The 17607-nt window shown below is 65.2% G+C and carries 14 protein-coding genes; 8 read left to right on the top strand and 6 right to left on the bottom strand.

Going from position 1 to position 17607, the window contains the following annotated elements:
• Positions 1-42: 42 nt before the first annotated feature.
• From Q5H93_RS00370 to Q5H93_RS00380, 3 genes are all read left to right on the top strand, one after another.
• Positions 43-2073, top strand: coding sequence for a tetratricopeptide repeat-containing sensor histidine kinase (locus tag Q5H93_RS00370; RefSeq protein ID WP_305004485.1), 2031 nt, complete (start codon positions 43-45; stop codon positions 2071-2073).
• A gap of 69 nt (positions 2074-2142) precedes the next feature.
• Complete coding sequence (locus Q5H93_RS00375) at positions 2143-4569, top strand: beta strand repeat-containing protein (RefSeq protein WP_305004486.1); 2427 nt, start codon at positions 2143-2145, stop codon at positions 4567-4569.
• A gap of 4 nt (positions 4570-4573) precedes the next feature.
• A complete protein-coding gene (locus Q5H93_RS00380) occupies positions 4574-5209 on the top strand; it encodes a LuxR C-terminal-related transcriptional regulator (RefSeq protein ID WP_305004487.1) in 636 nt (211 codons plus the stop codon).
• A gap of 10 nt (positions 5210-5219) precedes the next feature.
• Here the strand turns inward: Q5H93_RS00380 and Q5H93_RS00385 are convergent, their stop codons facing one another.
• Positions 5220-5582 carry a DoxX family protein gene (locus Q5H93_RS00385; RefSeq protein WP_305004488.1) on the bottom strand — a complete coding sequence of 121 codons (363 nt, stop codon included), beginning with the start codon at positions 5580-5582 and terminating at the stop codon, positions 5220-5222.
• 115 nt (positions 5583-5697) lie between these two features.
• Between Q5H93_RS00385 and Q5H93_RS00390 the strand changes: the two genes are divergently transcribed.
• Positions 5698-6858, top strand: a complete 1161-nt coding sequence (locus Q5H93_RS00390) for an acyl-CoA dehydrogenase (RefSeq protein ID WP_305004489.1) — start codon at positions 5698-5700, stop codon at positions 6856-6858.
• Between the two features lie 157 nt (positions 6859-7015).
• On the top strand, positions 7016-7942 hold the full coding sequence (locus Q5H93_RS00395) for an AraC family transcriptional regulator (RefSeq protein ID WP_305004490.1): 927 nt from the start codon (positions 7016-7018) through the stop codon (positions 7940-7942).
• A 58-nt stretch (positions 7943-8000) separates the two neighbouring features.
• Here the strand turns inward: Q5H93_RS00395 and Q5H93_RS00400 are convergent, their stop codons facing one another.
• The 3 genes from Q5H93_RS00400 to Q5H93_RS00410 are packed head-to-tail and all read right to left on the bottom strand — an operon-like array spanning position 8001 to position 9918.
• Positions 8001-8786, bottom strand: coding sequence for a geranylgeranylglyceryl/heptaprenylglyceryl phosphate synthase (locus Q5H93_RS00400; protein WP_305004491.1), 786 nt, complete (start codon positions 8784-8786; stop codon positions 8001-8003).
• The gene (locus Q5H93_RS00405) at positions 8755-9534 is read right to left on the bottom strand and encodes a hypothetical protein (protein WP_305004492.1); all 780 of its coding nucleotides are present in this window, start codon (positions 9532-9534) and stop codon (positions 8755-8757) included. The genes Q5H93_RS00400 and Q5H93_RS00405 overlap by 32 nt, the downstream gene beginning before the upstream one ends.
• Positions 9535-9540: 6 nt before the next feature.
• Positions 9541-9918: a phage holin family protein gene (locus Q5H93_RS00410; protein WP_305004493.1), complete on the bottom strand. Its 378-nt coding sequence runs from the start codon at positions 9916-9918 to the stop codon at positions 9541-9543.
• Positions 9919-10067: 149 nt separating this feature from the next.
• On the opposite strand from Q5H93_RS00410, the gene Q5H93_RS00415 reads away from it, so the two are divergent.
• Positions 10068-11219: a J domain-containing protein gene (locus Q5H93_RS00415; RefSeq protein ID WP_305004494.1), complete on the top strand. Its 1152-nt coding sequence runs from the start codon at positions 10068-10070 to the stop codon at positions 11217-11219.
• A gap of 85 nt (positions 11220-11304) precedes the next feature.
• On the opposite strand, the gene Q5H93_RS00420 is transcribed toward Q5H93_RS00415, so the two are convergent.
• Positions 11305-11877, bottom strand: a complete 573-nt coding sequence (locus Q5H93_RS00420; protein WP_305004495.1) for a fasciclin domain-containing protein — start codon at positions 11875-11877, stop codon at positions 11305-11307.
• 181 nt (positions 11878-12058) lie between these two features.
• On the bottom strand, positions 12059-13459 hold the full coding sequence (locus Q5H93_RS00425) for a T9SS type A sorting domain-containing protein (RefSeq protein ID WP_305004496.1): 1401 nt from the start codon (positions 13457-13459) through the stop codon (positions 12059-12061).
• Positions 13460-13733: 274 nt separating this feature from the next.
• On the opposite strand from Q5H93_RS00425, the gene Q5H93_RS00430 reads away from it, so the two are divergent.
• Together Q5H93_RS00430 and Q5H93_RS00435 are read left to right on the top strand one after the other, a co-directional pair.
• Positions 13734-14432: a TIGR04282 family arsenosugar biosynthesis glycosyltransferase gene (locus tag Q5H93_RS00430; RefSeq protein WP_305004497.1), complete on the top strand. Its 699-nt coding sequence runs from the start codon at positions 13734-13736 to the stop codon at positions 14430-14432.
• A gap of 147 nt (positions 14433-14579) precedes the next feature.
• Positions 14580-17558, top strand: a complete 2979-nt coding sequence (locus tag Q5H93_RS00435; RefSeq protein ID WP_305004498.1) for a TonB-dependent receptor — start codon at positions 14580-14582, stop codon at positions 17556-17558.
• The last annotated feature ends 49 nt before the right edge of the window (positions 17559-17607 follow it).

The following is a 17607-nucleotide window of genomic DNA, read 5'->3' on the forward strand; positions in this document are numbered from 1 at the left end:
GGGCGGGCAACCATGCCGCAGTCGGGCCGTTACTTTGCACCTATGACTGCCTGGAAGCTTTGGGTAAACAGCCTCGCGCTGCTGCTGCTGGCGGCGGGCGCCCGGGGACAGTCGGCGCCCCGCCCCCCGGTGCCCGACAGCCTGCGGAGTGTGCTGGCCGCTGCCCCGCCCGGCAGCGCGGCCCGCGCCGCCGCCCTGCTGCGCGTCGGCCGGGCCTACCTGCAGCCCTTCGACTCGGCCGGCGTGGTGAGCTACAGCGTGGCCGCCGAGCAGGCCGCCTACCAGGCGAAGGAGCCGGTGCTGGCCGGCCTGGCCCTTGACCTGCGGGGCGACTTCTACCGCGAGGCCGGGCAGCCAGCCCTTGCCCGGCCCCTGCTGGAGCGGGCCGGCCCGCTGCTGGCCACGGCCACGGCCGCCGAGCAGGCCGCGCAGCGCTACCACCTCGGCATGGCCCTCGGCGACCTGCGCCAGCCCGGCCCGGCGCTGGTGCTCTACCGCGAAGCCGCCCGCCTGGGCGCCGCCGACCGCCAGCTGCAGGCCAACGTGCTGAACTCGACCGGCCTCATCTACTATCGGCAAAACCGCCACGACTCGGCCGTGGCCAATTTCTTCCGGGCCCTGCGCCTCACGCCCGGCCTGCGCAGCACCGGCCCCGAGTCGGCCACGCTCGGCAACCTGGGCTTGGTGTATGTGAAGCAGCGGCGCTGGGCCGAGGCCGCGCAGTACTTCCGCCGCGGCAAGGCCCTGGAAGCCGCGGCCGGCGATACGATGTCGCTGGCTTCGTCGTGGCAGTACCTGGCTCAGGTGCAGATGGCCCGCGACAGCCTGCGGGCCGCCCTCACCAGCCTGCGCATCTCCGAGCGCCTGTCCCAGCGCAGCCACCTGGCCCACTACCTGCCCGAGGCCTGGCGCCTGCTGGGCCAGGTGCACCAGCGCCTGCGCCAGCCCGACTCGGCCCGTTACTACCTGCTGCGGGCCGTGGCAGCCCAGCGCCACCACGGCGCCGCCAACTACTTAGCCGGCAGTTTGGTGACGCTGGCTGAGTTCTACGTGCAGCAGCAGCAGTGGGCCGCCGCCGACGAGGCTGCCCAACAGGCCACTACCGCCGCCAGCACCAGCCTGAGCGTGCAGGCCCGGGCCTGGGGCGTGCGCCGGCAGCTGGCCCTGCAGCGCCATGACTACCCCGCCGCCTACGCCGCCCTCGCCCGCCAGCAAACCCTGCGGGATTCCCTACGCACCCTCGACAACCAGCAGCTGACCGAGCTGCTGCGCACTTCCTTCGAGACGGACCAGGCCGAGGCCGCCGTGCTGCGCCTGCAGCGCGAGCGCGAGGTGCTGCAGTTGCGGCGGCAGCAGCTCACGCTGGCCATTGTGCTGGGGGCGGTGGTGGTGCTGGCGGGCGCGGGACTGCTCATCGGGGCCTACCGCCGTCGCCAGTTGCGCCGCGAACTAGCCCTGCGTAACCGCCTCTCGGCCGACCTGCACGACGAGGTGGGTGGGCTGCTCACGCAGATATCGATGCAGGCCAACCTGCTCAGTGCCGGCCTCTACGCCCCGGCCGAGCAGCAAACCCAGCTGCAGGAAGTGGCCGCCACCAGCCGCGCCGCCGCCGCCCAGCTGCAGGACGTGGTATGGGGCTACGACGCCCACAACGACGCCGGCCACAGCCTGCCCGACCGCATGCGCGACTACGCCCACGAGCTGCTGGGCGAGGGCGAGCTGTCCGTGACCCTCACTGCCGACCCCGCCCTGGCTGCCCGCACCCTGCCCATGGAGATGCGCCGCACGCTTTACCTCATCTACAAGGAAGCCCTGCACAACATTGCTAAGCACGCCCGCGCTGCCCGGCACGTAGCCGTGGCGCTGGCCTTCGACGGCCCCGCGCTGCAGCTGACCGTGGCCGACGACGGCCCCGCCCCGGCCCAGCCACCCCGCGCCAGCGGCCACGGCCTGCGCAACATGCAAAGCCGTGCCGAAGCCGTAGGCGGCAGCTTCGCGGCCGGCTACGGCGCGGTGCCCGGCCAGCCCGGCTGGGGGGTGCGGGTGCGCGTGCCAGCCCCGGCGGCCGGGTAGGTAGTGCCCGCGCCGTAGTACATCAAGATGTACTTACGCCGCGTGAGGCCAGGGTCGTGCTTTGTAAGTATGAAAACACTGTACTTGTCCGGCGCCCTGGCGGCCCTGCTGCTGGCCCCGGGAGTTGCTTTGGCCCAGAGCGGTAGCGTGGGCATCGGCACCGCCGCCCCCAATGCCTCGGCCGTGCTCGACCTGAGCAGCACCACCAAAGGCCTGCTCATCCCGCGCCTCGACTCGGCGGCGCGGGTGGCCATTGCCAGCCCCGCCACCGGCCTGCTGGTGTTTCAGACCGGCCCGCGCCCGGGCTTCTACTACTACGGCGGCAGCGCCTGGCTTTTTCTGCCCGACAAGGCCCGCGGCGGCGACAACCTGGGCAACCACGCCGCCACTCAGGACCTGAACCTGCAAGGCAACGCCCTCACCGGCACCGGCGCCAGTATCGGCAGCGCGGTGGGCCTGGGCGTGCGCGCCGACGGCGGACTGAACATCGGGCAGAACACTACCCGCAACAACGTGCTCATCGGCTACCAGGCCGGGGCCGCCGTCACGGGCCCGATGAACCAGTTTATCGGCTACCAGGCCGGAAACGCCACTACCACAGGGTTCAATAACTATTTCAGCGGCTACCGGAGCGGCTATCGAACTACCAGCGGAAACGGCAACCAGTTCACCGGCTTTCAAAGTGGCTACAACAATACCACCGGCTCAGCCAACTTATTTGACGGCCTGCTGAGTGGCTACAACAACACAACGGGAGACTTCAACCAGTTTAGTGGCTTTCAAAGCGGCCAAAGCAACACGACGGGCAACAACAACTGGGCTTTCGGCTATATGGCCGGCCCCACCATCGGCAACCTGACCAACGCCGGGGCCCTGGGCTACAAAGCAAAGGTGAGTCAGAGCAACAGCCTGGTGCTGGGCGGCACCGGCGCCGAGGCCGTGAACGTGGGTATCGGCACCACTGCCCCTACCGCCACCCTTGATGTGAACGGCCCGGTGCGCCTGCGCACCCTCACGTCCCCCGGCCTGCTCACTAACGATGCCAGCGGCACGCTGGGCACCACGCCAATGCCCACCCCCGAGAGCACTACCGCCGGCAGCGGCCTCACGGCCACCGGCACCGAGCTGAAGCTGGGCGGTGACCTCAGCCAGAGCACGGTACTGGTGCAGAACGGCAACCCATTTGCCCTGACCGGCACAAGCAGCACGGCCAGCCAAATCAGTCAGCTCGACAACAGTTTCACCGCTGGGGGCGGCGGCGGCGCGGGCCAAAGCTTTACGCTGCCAGCCGGGGTGCTACTCACGGGGGTCGATGTGTTTGGAGGAAATAGTGCCAGTACCTTTACCCTCTACCAAGGCAACCCGGGTGGCACCGTGCTACAAACCCAGACCGTGACCTACAGCCTCTCCCGCACTACGCACATCACCTTTAGTCCCGCTGTGCGGGTGCCCACAGGAGGAACTTACTCCTTTACGACGGGCAATCTGAGCGGTTTTCCGGTGAGTGGCAGCGACGTGTACAGCGGCGGCAGCTATTACAATGGCACTACGGCCGTACCCAGCCGGGACCTCAAGTTTGTAGTGTATTACCACCCGCCGGTGGCTTCCCTGTACGCCGACAGCGACGGCAGTGTGGGCATCGGCACGACCACCCCGACGGCGACGCTCGACGTGGCCGGCAGCGTACGCCTGCGCAGCCTGAGCACGCCGGGGGTAGTGACGACCGATGGCAGTGGCAACCTGGGCAGCGTGGCCGCCAGCGGTCTGGGCGACAATCTGGGCAACCACACCGCTACCCAGAGCCTGAATCTGGCCAATTACCTGCTGGTTGGGCAGGCGGGCCCGGGAACTACGCCCGGCAGCGCCGGCCTGCGCATCGACGAAGCCGGCCGGGTGGGCCTGGGCACCACCGCCCCGGCCGCGCCCCTGGAGGTGCAGGCCGGCCCCGCCCTCACCGGCAGCAACACCGGCACCGAAACCGAGCTGCGCCTGACCCGCCCCGGCACCAGCGGCACCAAGTGGCCCGCCAGCGCCGAGCTGGCCCTGGGCACCTACGCCACGGGAGTCAGCAGCCAGAGTCAGCTCGATTTCCGGCTGGGCAACGATGGCAATGCTGCCGCCGACCAAACCGTGCTCACGCTGCGCGGCGACGGGCGGGTAAACGTACCGGGTAAGGTTACGACGTCGGCCACCGGCGCCGCCAATATGCTGGCCGCCGCCTACGGCAACGTGTATAGCAGCAACAACCTCTACAACGCTTCGGGCAACGCGACCCTGACCAGCACTCACCCCACCGCCGGCGAGTATACCCTCGTCTTCAGCGGCCCGCTGGCCACGGCCGACTTCGGCAGCACCGCCGTGTCGCTGACGCTCTTCAACGGGCCGGGTTTCATCAGCTTCAGCGGGGCCGGAGCGGGCCGGCTGCTGGTGCGCACCTACAACCCCGCCGGCACGCTCACCGACCGCGGCTTTAGCTTTGTCGTGTTCCAGCCCTAAGCCCATGCCCCTGCACCTCGCCATCATCGAAGACCTGCCCGCCGTGCGCCGGGGCCTCGAAACCTACCTCTGCACCCAGCCCGAGTTCCAGTGCGGGCTGGTGGTGGGCTCGGTCGAGGAATTTCTGGACCGCATCGGCGACGAGGCCACCCCGCCCCGGCTGGTGCTCTCCGACATCGGCCTGCCCGGCCGCTCGGGCATCGAGGGCGTGAGCCTCATCAAGCAGCGCCTGCCCCAGGCCGACGTGGTGCTGCTGACAGCCGTCATGGGCGACCCCGCCCGGGTGTTCCAGGCGCTGTGCGCCGGGGCCGTGGGCTTTTTCCTCAAAACCACGCCGCTCTCCGACCTCAAGGCCGGCCTGCTGGCCGTGGCCGAGGGCGGCAGCAGCATGAGCCCCGCCGTAGCCCGCGAGGTGGTGAAGTACTTCCAGCCCGTGGCCGACCCGGAGCAGTCGCTCACGCCCCGCGAGGTGCAGGTGGTGCACGCCATCGAGCAGGGCCTGAGCTACAAGCTCATCGCCGACCAGCTCGGCATCAGCCTCAACACCGTGCGCCGCCACATCAAGAGCGTGTACACCAAGCTGCACATCAACAGCAAGGGCGAGCTGCTGGCCCGCGCCCTGCGCCGGCCCGGCGCGTAGCCAATCCTGGTTAGCCCCTGATAGCCGCCCACCACACCCACCACAGCAGCGGTACCTGCAGCGGCAGCCGCCCCCAGGCCACCCAGCCCGGAATATGCAGCCGCTCGTGAATCAGGGCCATGTATACGTTAGCCGGAAACACCGCCACCAGCAGCGCCAATAACCCCCAGCCTGCAAAAATCCTCGTAGCGGGCAGCAATAGCCCCAGCCCGCCCAGCACCTCGGCCGCGCCACTCAGGTACACCAGCAGCAGCGGCGACGGTAAAAACGGCGGCATAATGCGCAGGTAAATACCCGGCCGCACGAAGTGCAGGATGCCGGCACCCACGAAGAGCAGCGCCAGCGCGTAACGGGAAAAGGAAAGCAGGTTCATGGCTGGCTAAACGTAGCTGCGTCCGGAATGGCCAGCCCAAGCCATTCAGGCGTTTGCCCGCCGCCGCCCGCTGCCGTACTTTTGTAGTCCCATCCATTTTCTTCCCCCCACCCACATGCTCTCCGAAACCGCTTCCTCCATTTTCCAACTCAGCGAAGAACAGCTGGCCGTGCGCGATGCCGCCCGCGACTTTGCCCAATCCGAGCTCTGGGCCGGCGTCATCGAGCGCGACGAGCACCAGAAATTCCCCGCCGAGCAGGTGAAGAAAATGGCCGAGCTGGGTTTCATGGGCATGATGGTAAGCCCCGAGTACGGTGGCTCGGGCCTCGACACCGTGAGCTACGTGCTGGCGATGGAGGAGATTTCCAAGGTCGATGCCTCCTGCTCCGTCATCATGAGCGTGAATAACTCGCTGGTGTGCTGGGGCCTCGAAAAATACGGTACCGAAGAGCAGAAGCAGAAGTACCTGCCGCGCCTGTGCTCCGGCGAAATCATCGGCGCCTTCGCCCTGAGCGAGCCCGAAGCCGGCTCCGACGCCACCAGCCAGCGCACCACCGCCGAAGACAAAGGCGACCACTACCTGCTCAACGGCACCAAAAACTGGATTACCAACGGCACCACCGCCTCGGTGTACCTCGTGGTGGCCCAAACCAACCCTGAGCTTAAGCACCGCGGTATCAACGTGCTCATTGTCGACAAGGGCATGGAAGGCTTCCAGCACGGCCCCAAAGAGAATAAGCTCGGTATCCGCGGCTCCGACACCTGCTCGCTGATGTTTACCGACGTGAAGGTGCCCAAGGAAAACCGCATCGGCGAAGACGGCTTCGGCTTCAAGTTCGCCATGCAGGTGCTGGCCGGCGGCCGCATCGGCATTGCCTCGCAGGCCCTCGGTATCGCCTCCGGCGCGCTGGAGCTCAGCCTGAAGTACGCCAAGGAGCGCAAAGCTTTCGGCGTGCCGATTTCGCAGCACCAAGCCATCCAGTTCAAGCTGGCCGACATGGCCACCAACATTGACGCCGCCCGCCTGCTCTGCTTGCAGGCCGCCGCCGACAAGGACGCCCACCAGGACTACGCCAAATCGGGCGCCATGGCCAAGCTCTTCGCCTCGAAGGTGGCCATGGACACGGCCGTCGAAGCCGTGCAGATTCACGGCGGCTACGGCTTCGTAAAAGAGTACCATGTCGAGCGCATGATGCGCGACGCCAAAATCACCCAGATTTACGAGGGAACCTCCGAAATCCAGAAAATTGTGATTTCCCGCGAAATTCTCAAGTAAGCCGAATTGCCTAAAATTCAGAACAATTGCACAAAACCCAGCCAAAAAAAGGCTGGGTTTTTGGTTTTTGTGAATTTTATTATGTTGTATTGCATTGGGATTGGTAATAAGCCAACTTTTCGGAAGAACTAATTAGGCCGTTTTCGGTCATTGAGCAATGGAAGATTACAACAAGGTCATCGAGTCGCTAGGCGTGCGCTACATCAAGGCGAAGAACCTGACGCTGCACCAGCCCTTCACCGTGCGCAACTCGTACGACGTAGGCAACAACCTGATTCTGTTACACAAAGGCCGGATTACCTTCGGCGACGACGATATGCTGGTCGAGGAAGGCGAGATGCTCTTCATCCCCGGCGGCCGCTCCACCCGCGTCACCTACGGCGACAACGTGAAGAACCGCGTCATTAGCAACGACGACTTTATTACCAACAAGGATAAGTTCTTCGCTTCCAACGAGAACATCGACCTCATCGGCGACTCCGACGAAAGCCACAGCTTCGTGAGCTTCGACGCCAAGGTCTTCGACTCGGTGAACTTCTTCGCCTCGCTCGACGTGCCCGCCTTCCTCATCAGCGGCCAGTCGAAACTCGCCAACCTGGTGATTCGCACCGTCGAGGAAAGCCTGCAGGATTTGCCCGGCCGCGAGCGGCTCATCAACATCTACACCGAGAACATCGTGGTGGAAGTGGTGCGCTACGTGTTGCGCAACAACATGTTCGTGGAGCAGCTGGCCACCAACAGCACCTACTTCAAGGACCCGCGCCTGATTGACCTGTTCAACTACATCAAGGAAAACCTGGGCGGCGACCTGTCGAACAAAATCCTCAGCGGCGTGGCCAACGTGAGCGAGGACTACGTGGGCCAGTATTTCAAGATGCTGACCAACATCAACCCGCAGGACTACATCGAGTACCAGCGCATGGAGCGCGCCGTATTCCTGCTGCGCACCACCAAGAAAAGCATCCGTGACATCGGCAAGGAAGTGGGCTACAAGGACACCGCCTACTTCTGCCGCCGCTTCAAGATGATGTTTGGCATCCCGGCCGGCAAGATGCGCCGCCGCGAGTCGGCGATGAATATCTAAGAGGGTTAAAGCAGAACGTCATCCTGAGCGCAGCGAAAGGATGACGTTCTGTTAAGTGCTAGTCAGCCAGAATCCGCGCAATCTGCCGCTCGCTGTGGCGGACCATATTCACCGCCTCCGCCAGAAACTCCGGTCGCTCCTCAATGTGGTTGCCTACCACCACCACATCGGCCCCCGCCGCCAGCGCCGCGTATATTTTCTCGCCCGTATTCAGCCCGCCACCCACAATGATGGGCGCACTCACCATTTCCCGCACCGCCCGAATCATGGCTGCTGAAACGGGGTTTTGCGCGCCACTGCCGCCGTCGAGATACATCAGCTTCAGCCCGAGCTGCTCGCCGGCCAGGGCCGTGGCCGCCGCGATACTGGGCTTGTTGTGGGGTAGGGGAGTAGTGCCGCTCATGTAGGAGGCCGTGGTGGGCCGGCCCGAATCGACCAGCATGTAGCCGGTGGGCAGCAGCTCGTAGCCGCTGGCCCGCAGGCGCGGCGCGGCCACCACGTGCTGCCCAATCAGGAAATCGGGATTACGGCCCGAGATAAGTGACAGCAGCAGAATGCCATCGGCTGGCCCTTCGAGGTGCATGCTGTGGCTCGGGAACAGCAGCACCGGCACCGAAGAGTGCTCTTTAATCAACGCAATGAGGGCAGCCTGGTGCGAACTCAGCACCAGACTGCCCCCCACGAAAAAGTAATCGACCGGGTGCTGCGCGCTCAGGCGCAGCAGGTGCAGCAGGCTGCTCTCGGTCAGGTTGTCAGGGTCGAGCAGCACGGCCAGCGACTTGCGGCCGCCCTGCTGGCGCTGACGCAAATCGTCATACAGGAAGCTGGTTACTGGGAATGGCATCCGGGGTGGGCGGGGCTGGCGTTGCGCCGGCCGCGGGCTCGCCAAGGGCGGGCGCGTAGCCGGGAGAAGTTGCAAGGTCGGCATTTTTGTCGGCCGGGAAAAACTCATTGAGTTTTTTCGTCACCAGGGCCATCGCCAGGGCCGCCGCCTGGGCAATAATCATCTTACCCGTATTAGACTGCAAAAAGTCTGATAACAAGGAGACAGCCACGCTCGGCTTGCGCTCGGTCAGCAGCTCGTAGTGGTCGGTCGGCTCGTCTTCGAAATGATGCGTCGAGGGCAGCCGGCGGCTGTCATCGTAAGGCAAATCCTGGAACGGGTCCTCCACCTCGCCGGCCTCCGCCTCGTAGGGCGGCGTGGCGCTGTGGCCGAAGCCAAAGTCATCGGTATCGGCGGCCATGAAGGCCTCGGCCGAGTCCTTAGCCGTGCGCTGGTACTTCTTGCTGGGGTAGCGCTTGCCGTTGCCGGCAGTGTAGTATTCCGGCTCGGCGTCGCGGTCGAAGTCGGTCGGGTCGGCGCTTTCGGGGCCCTCGAAGCGGCGCTTTTTGGGCTTCTTGCCGCCGAAGGCTTTCGTGAGCAGCCAGATGCCGCCCGCGATGCCCACGCCCACCAGCGCCACCTTGCCCACCAGCACCGACTGGTCCTTGATTTGCTCTACGTCGCCGCGCAGGGCGCGCTCGTACTCGAGCTTCTTGCGCTCCAGAAACTCTTTTTCTTCCTCGAACAGGGGATTGGTCAATTCTGACATAACTGGCTAGGCTTGACGTTTGTCTGATTTGTAGATGGTATCCTTGAAAAGCTTGTCGGCCAGCCCCTGGAAGGCCGACTTATCGAGCCCGATGAGCACCAGCACCAGCAGCAGCACGTACACGCCCGCCACGATGCCGAAGCCCCAGAACGAGCTATTGAGCACATGATTGAGCGCCAGCCCGGCAAAGATGCTCACAAATACCAGGGCCAGCAGGCCCAGCACGGCCAGCGTGGCGCCGTGCACCGTGCCGATGAAAATATCCTTCACCTTCTGCTGCACCTCCAGCCGCACGATGTCGATGCGGGTATCGAGGTAGCCGGTCAGGTTGCCGATAAAGCTGTCGTTGTGGGGCGTTTTAGAGGGGTCGTCGTTGCTAGCCATACGGCGCGGGAATTGAGAGTCGAAAAGTAACGTTGGGCAAAAAAGGCGGCCGCCCCACCGGGTGCGGGCCGCCAATCGTCGAAGTCTGTACGGAAAATCCCGGCCTGGGTCTGACTTTTGTACCGTCGTCTTGTGTTTGTAGCCACCGCGTGAGCCAAAATCATTACCAAATTCTGGGAGTTGCCGCCACCGCGCCCGCCGCCGAAATCAAGCGGGCCTACCGGCAGCTGGTGGTGCGCTACCACCCCGACAAACACGGCGGCGACACCCGCTACGAAGACCAGTTCAAGGCCGTCTCCGTGGCCTACGGCATCCTCAGCGACCCCGGCCGCCGCGCTAGCTACGACTTCCAGCTCGCCCAGGCCGCCCGCCGCGCCGAGGAGCAGCGACGCCAGCAGCAGCACCAGCAGCAGCAGCGCCCCGTCAACCAGCACGTCTACGGCGTGCCCATGCCGCCGCCCACCGCTCCCCTGCGCACCCGCCCGCCCGCCGGCCGCCGCGAGCGCCACTACGTGCCCCGCCAGCCCGTGCGCTTCAACCGCCGCGACTGGCTGCTCACCCTGCTCGTGCTGGCGGGCCTGCTGGGCTTCGGCTTCGGCACCAAGGCGGCGCTCGACCGGTACTCCGCCTACAAGGCCTACCGCCAGGGCCTGGCCGCCTACGCCCGACGCGAGGTGGGCATCGCCGCCAGCCTCATGGAGGAAACCCTCTATTTCCGCCCCGGCTACGGCCCGGCCATCCGGCGCCGCGCCGAGCTGGCGGTGCTGGCGGGCCGCGAGCCCACCGCCGCCAAGGCTGATTTTGAAGCCCTGCTGCGGGAAAATCCGTCCCGCCGCGATGCGGCTGATATGCATTACCGCCTGGGCCGCTGCGAACTTGCCCTCGGCCGGCCTGCCGCTGCCGCGCAGCAGTTCAGCCGGGCCATCGTGCTCGATTCCACCCTTAGCCTGGCCTACCTGGCCCGGGGCCGCGTTCGGCTGTATGATTTAAAGCAAAAGCCCCAGGCCCTGCACGACCTGGAGCAGGGCCTGCGCCAATACCAGCAGCGTGGCCGGCGCCCGCCCCTGCGCTACGTGCAGGCGCGGGGTTCTGCCCGGGCCGCACTGAGTTATTACGCCGCCGCCCGCGCCGACTACCTCGAAGTAATGGCCGCCGACCCGCTCAACGACCAAGTGCGCTACCTGATGGGCTGCCTGGCCCGCCAAACCGGCGACCGCGCCATGGCCTGCGAATTCCTTACCCAGGCCGCCCTGCTCGGCAACACTTACGCCGAAGCCGAGCAGGCCACCGTCTGCCCCTGATGCCACCCTTAACGACAACGCGCCGCCGGCCCTGGAGCCGACGGCGCGTTGTCGTTTGTTTTCGTGGAAAAAGGAGCGGTGAGAATTATTTCGGCAGCATCACCTTGTCGATGACGTGAATGACGCCGTTGCTCTGCAGCACGTCGTAGGTCGAAATCGACGCCGTATTGCCCGACTCGTCGGTCAGTACCACGTTTTTCGGGCCGTTCATCATGGCTGTTAGTGTGCCGCCGCTCACCGTTTTCAGGGTCGCCTTGCCGTTGCCGGCCTTAATGGCGGCCATAATCTTATCGGCCGTCATGTTGCCCGCCACCACGTGGTAGGTCAGCACCTTGGTCAGCGTGGCCTTGTTTTCCGGCTTCAGCAGCGTCTCCACGGTGCCAGTGGGCAGGTTCTCAAAGGCATCGTTCACCGGCGCAAACACCGTGAAAGGCCCTTTGCCCTGCAGCGTTTCCACCAGGCCGGCGGCTTTCACGGCTGCCACCAGCGTCGTATGGTCTTTCGAGTTCACGGCATTCGCCACGATATTCTTGTTGGCAAACATGGCCTCGCCGCCCACCATCACGGTGCCGGGCGTCATCGCGGCCTGAGCCGAGGCGGTAGTGGCCGAAGCGCCCAGCAGGGCAAACAGAGCGAGGGAAAGCAGAGTCTTTTTCATGGGAATAAAAAAATGAAAGGATGTATTTGGTGATGGCCCACCTACGCCCATAGCTTGACGATTGGATTTTGAGAGTTGAAAAAAACTTAAAAGCAGTTTCGAGCCGGCCCTGGCAATCGAACAAAAAAAGGCCGCTCCCAAACGGGAGCGGCCTTGGCACACAGTAGCAACTCGGAACAGCTTATTCCAGCACTACTTTACGGGTCAGCACCTGCGGCCCGGCTTCGACGCGCAGCGTGTAAACGCCCGCCGCCAGGCCTTGCGTGAGCAAGCTGCCGCTGGCCGTGTTATTCAGCGCCAGGCGCCGCACCACCTGCCCCAGGCCGTTCACCAGCGTAGCCTGCCCCGCGCCCACCACGTCGCTCAGGCGCAGCGTCAGCGCGCTGCCGTGGCTGGGATTGGGGTACAGTACGAGGGCTTCGGTATTGGCTTGGGGGTGGCTGGCCAGCACGCTGGTGGCGGTGAGGCTGAACGTCCCGCCCGGGTCGGCACTCCCGAAGCCGCTCACCGAAATGTAGTACGTCGTGCCCGGCGTCAGCCCCGTAAACGTTACTGGCCCCGCGAAGCCCACGTTGCTGGCCGCCGCCGCCCGGCATCCCACCAGCGCAAAGCTGCCCGTGGCACAATCGGGCGCCGTGTACAGGCGCACCATGCCCGCTGCCGCGCCCGTCAGGTTCAATGACAGTATATTAGTACTAGGCGCCACGCTAAACCACACATCCTTCGGTGCCGCCGACGGCGTGCAGATGGGGAACGTAATGCCGTTCTGCGTGCTCGTAGTGGCATTCGCCGTCGTGCCGCTCGCCGCCGTCGCGTTAGTAAGGGCCACCGCTCCGCAAGGCTCATCGTTGAGCAGCGGCGCCGGCGGCTCCGTCACACTAATAGCCATCACGTTAAGCGTCCCCGTCGTCGAGGTCTTATTGAAATCCACGCTCCGCACCAGCTTGGTGTAGCTGGCCGCCGGCAACGCCAGGCGCAGCTGATATAGGCGCGGGTCGGTCGTATTGTTCTGAATAGCACTGTTGTCGCGGTTCACCCGCCCAATGCCCTGAATGGCAAAGCCGCTGCCCGCAAACCAGTCGGCCACCGTCTGGGCCGCAAACACCTCACTGGTGTTATCAGTAAAGTTCACCGTCATGGTCACCGTGCTGGCCTGGTTGCCCGACACGGCCAGCACGTACACATCCTGCGCCCGGCGCGGACTACCAAGCGCCAAACTCCCCGTGCCCACCCCCTGAATACGCAGCGAATTATCGCCCGTGTATGGCGCCAGCTGAAACGCGAGGCCCGGCGTGCTGCTATTCACACTAGTCACCAGCCCCGTTGCCGGCAGGTAAACCGTCGGCGAAGCCCCCGCCGGATTCACAAAATCGGGTGCCATAAAGCAAAACCGGTTATTGACCGCGCCCCCGTCCACGTCATTGGTAGTGGAGGAAATAGCCGTGCCGCTGCCATTGGCCACCACGTCGGCATTAAAGCCCGTGACTGCTACCGGGGCGTAAGTAGTTTGGGCCTGGGCCACCGGGCCCGCTAGCAGGCCACTCGCGGCCAGCAGAAGCATAGGAGTAAGTTTTTTCTTCATAAGTAAAAGAACAGCAGAGGTGAAGCGTGGCCAAATATAAGAAGCTGTTTCGGAAGTCCGCCCCACTGGTCCGCCGCCCTCGCCGTCCGACCGGTTGGCCGGTAGCAGGCCGCCAACAAGTTGTTTGCCCGGTGGCTGGCCCCACAATCCGCGAATCAAATCCTCCCGTACCTTGCGGCACAATTTCGCCGCCCTCCGCTATATGCCCGGCCCCGATGGCCGGGGTTAGTAACCAAGCTGCTTCAGCCAGCGCCACCCCGGCGCCCACCTGCGTTTGAGCCCGACTACTGCCTCCGTTGCCATCCTGCTTTTTACCCGCTCGGCGGGCGAAGAGGCTGCGCACAAGCAGTTTGTGAGCCACGGCGCCCGAGCCGCCAATGCGGCCGTTGCCGCCCGGCTCATTGCCCACGCCACGGCCACCGCCCAAGCCGCCGGCGTCGACTTTCTGTGCGTCGATTCGCGGCAGCAGCGCGGCGCCACCTTCGGCCAGCGCCTGAGCGCAGCCCTGCAGCAAGCCTTCGCCCAGGGCTACGAGCACCTGCTGGTGATGGGCAACGACTGCCCGCAACTAACTGATGGGCTGCTGCGCCGGGCCGTTGCGGCCCTGCGCCGCCACGGCGCCGTGCTCGGCCCCGCCACCGACGGCGGCGTGTACTTGCTGGGCGTGTCGCGGGCCTTATTCGAAGCTGGCGCCTGGGCCGCCCTGCCCTGGCAAACGGCCCAGCTGGGCGCCGCCCTGCAAGGCTGGCTGCGGCAGCAGGGCGCCGTCGTCGCGCTGCTCCCCACCCTGGCCGACATCGACAACGAGCAGGACCTGGCCCAAGCCCTGCGCCAGCCCCTGGCGCGCCTCCTGGCCCGGCAGCTGCACCGTCTGCGCACGGCCCGCCGGCCCGCCGCCCGGCCCCGGCGGTGCCGCCTCGCCCGGCAGCTGGCCGTAGCCACCTGCCCGCACCGCGGCCCCCCCGCCTCCTGAAAAACCACGGGACTTGCCGACCCGGCAACCAAGCTGCCCGCCTGCGGGCGCAGCCTGGTTGGCCGGGCGGTTGTGCATGTTTTTCAGTTTGACTTTCTTTTATTTATGCAGAAGCTATTCTCTTCCGCGGTTCTTTTTTTCCTGCTCTTGCTGAGCGGACTCCCGGCCTGGGCACAGGTCGATTTGGTGGTGTCGGTGTTCGACAACGTCCGCCGGCCCGTGGTGGGCGTGCCCGTGCAGCTCGATAACGCGGCCATCGGTTTCAGCGCCTCGCAGGCCACCAATGCCCAGGGCCAGGCCCGCTTCCGGGGCCTGAGCACGGCCGGCAGCTACGCCGTGAGCACGGCCGTGAGCGAGCAGTACCAAGCCGTGCGCGAAACCGGCCTGACGCTGCGCGCCAACTCCAGCCCGAGCGTGACGCTGGTACTGCCCCTGCTTAGCCGCCAGGCCTTGAATGAGGTGACCGTAAGCGCCTCCGGCGCCACCACCATTAACACCCGCAACGCCGAGGTGGCGGCCGAGCTCTCGGCCCGCGAGCTGCGCGAGATTCCCATTGAGGCCCGCGACGTGACCCGCGCCCTCTACCGCCTGCCCAACGTGACCCAGGCCACCGGCTTCTTCTCCGAAGCGCCCAACGTGAGCATCAACGGCGCCAACGGCCTTTACACCAACTACCTCATCGACGGCCTCGACAACAACGAGAACTTCCTGGGCGGGCAGCGCTTCGCCATCCCCACCGGCTTTGCCCAGAACGTGAACGTGCTGACCAACAACTTTTCGACCGAGTTCGGTAACTCGGCCAACGGCATCGTAAACGTGACCACCAAGTCGGGCTCCAATAACCTGACGGCGGAAGTGTTTTACCTCACCCGGCCCGGCCCGGGCATCGACGGCAAGACGGACTTTGCCCAGCGCGACCTATCGGGCAACCAGGTGAAGAGCGGCTTCCAGCGCCAGCAGTTCGGCTTCGGTGTGGGCGGCGCGCTGGTCAAAAACAAAACCTTCTACTACCTCAATGCCGAGCAAACGTTTGACTTTAAGGACAACGTGCTGACCTCGCCCGCGCTGGGCATCGACGCCACCGTGCGCGGCCGCAACAACTTCACCTACCTCTCGGGCAAGCTCGACCAGCGCTGGACCGAGCGGTTTACGTCCTCGCTGCGGGCCAACGTGGGCATCGTGAACATCGAGCGCCAGGGCGGCGGGCTCGATGGTGGTCTGGCCTTCCCATCGACCGGCAATAAGCAGGACCGTAATTCGGTGAACATTGCCATGCAGAACGTGTACGTGGGCGACCGTTTCACCTCTGAAACCGACCTGCAATACGCCCGCTTTCGCTGGAACTACGCCCGTGCCGACAACCCCGGCAGCCCCGACGTGAGCGTGAGCGGCCCTGACGGCCAGACTATTGCCGTACTGGGTCACCCGGGTTATTTGTTCGATTCGCACCAGAATACATGGCAGTTCCAGCAAAAATTCACCCTGAGCCGGGGGCGCAACACCTTCAAGGGCGGCTTCGGGCTCATCAGCACGCAGCACCGGCTGTTTGGCGGCGGCAACCCCAATGGCAGCTACGGGGTGCAGTTGACGGCGGCCCAGCTGCAAGCCTTGCGCGACCGCAACCTGGGCCCGGGCCTGAGCATCAACGATATTCCCGGTGATGTGCAGGTGAACTACTTCGGCGTGGAGCTGCGCCCGGCGTCCTTTGGCACCACCCAGAACCTGTACAACATCTACCTCGAAGACCAAGTGGCGGTGACCGAGCGCCTGAACCTGACCCTGGGCCTGCGCTACGACTACGACAACCTTTCGGAAGGCGGCGCCGAGCACGGCGACCGCAACAACGTGGCCCCCCGCGCCAGCTTCAACCTGCAGCTGACCGACCGTAGCAGCCTGCGCGGCGGCTACGGCTTGTTCTACGACAAGATTCTGTACACCGTGTACAGTGATGCCTTACAACAGAATACGAATTCGGCTGACTATAAGGCGCAGCTGCGCGAGCTGGTACGCCTGGGCCAGCTGCCCGCCGATACCAACATCGACCGCATCACCTTCGACGGCAACCAGGGCGCCAGCGCCAGCGGCGTGAGCTACCTGCAGGGGCCCTCGGCGGCCAGCCTGCAGGCCCAGCGCGAGGGCGTGCCCGGCTACGAGCGCCGCATCCTGAACCCTAACGGCTACCAGAACCCTTACTCGCACCAGGCTACGCTGGGCTACCAGTACCAGCTGGGCAGTAAAACCCGTTTCTACGTTGACGTGATGTATAACCGCTCCTACGACCTGTTCCGGCTGCGCAACGTGAATGCCGTGTCGGAGTACCCGCAGACCGACCCCAACAGCGTAGTGGTGCGCACCCCGGCCGAAGCTGACGCGACGCGCCCGGTGCCCATCGCGGCCGACGGCAGCGCCACCATCGATGGCCAGAAGCTGATGGGCGTGGCCCGCAACATCATCATGACTGAGTCGGCGGGCCGCTCGCGCTACGTGGCGGCCAGCTTCAACGTGCAGAAGGATGCGGCCGAGGACAAGCTGGGCTACCGCGTGTCGTACACGCTCTCGAACCTCAAGAATGACACCGAGGACGTGAACTTCCGCGCCGCCGACGGCAACAACTACGCGCCGGAATTTGCCAATTCCATCAACGACCGGACGCACGTTATCAACGCCATCGGCAGCTACTACCCGATTAAAAACCTGCGCTTCACGCTGGCGGCGCTACTGCAAAGCGGCCAGCCGGTGAACCGCGTGACGGGCGGCTACCCCATCCCCGGCACCAACCCGGCGGTGCTCACCAACGACCTCAACGGCGACGGTAGCTCGTTCAGCACGGCCTACCTGGGCAACGCCGACCGCTACCCCGGCGAGGCCCGCAACAGCGACCGCCTGCCCTGGTCGAAGACCTTCGACGTGGGGGGGCAGTACACCTTCCGCTTCGGCCAGAAAACCAGCCGCCTGGAGCTGACGGCCGACGTATTTAACGTGCTCAATACCCAAAACCTGAGCGGCTACGCCAACAACGCCACCCAGAGCAACCAGATTCAGGTGGGGCCGGCGGGCTCGGGCATCGTGCGGCGCAATGCGAGTGCGCCGCGGCAGTTTCAGTTTGGGCTGCGGTATGCGCTGTAGCCAACCTCACCCCCCGGCCCCCTCTCCTGCGGAGAGGGGGAGCCTGACG

Origin of the sequence: Hymenobacter aranciens, from assembly GCF_030580865.1 — a bacterium.
Taxonomy (GTDB): Bacteria; Bacteroidota; Bacteroidia; order Cytophagales; family Hymenobacteraceae; genus Hymenobacter; species Hymenobacter aranciens.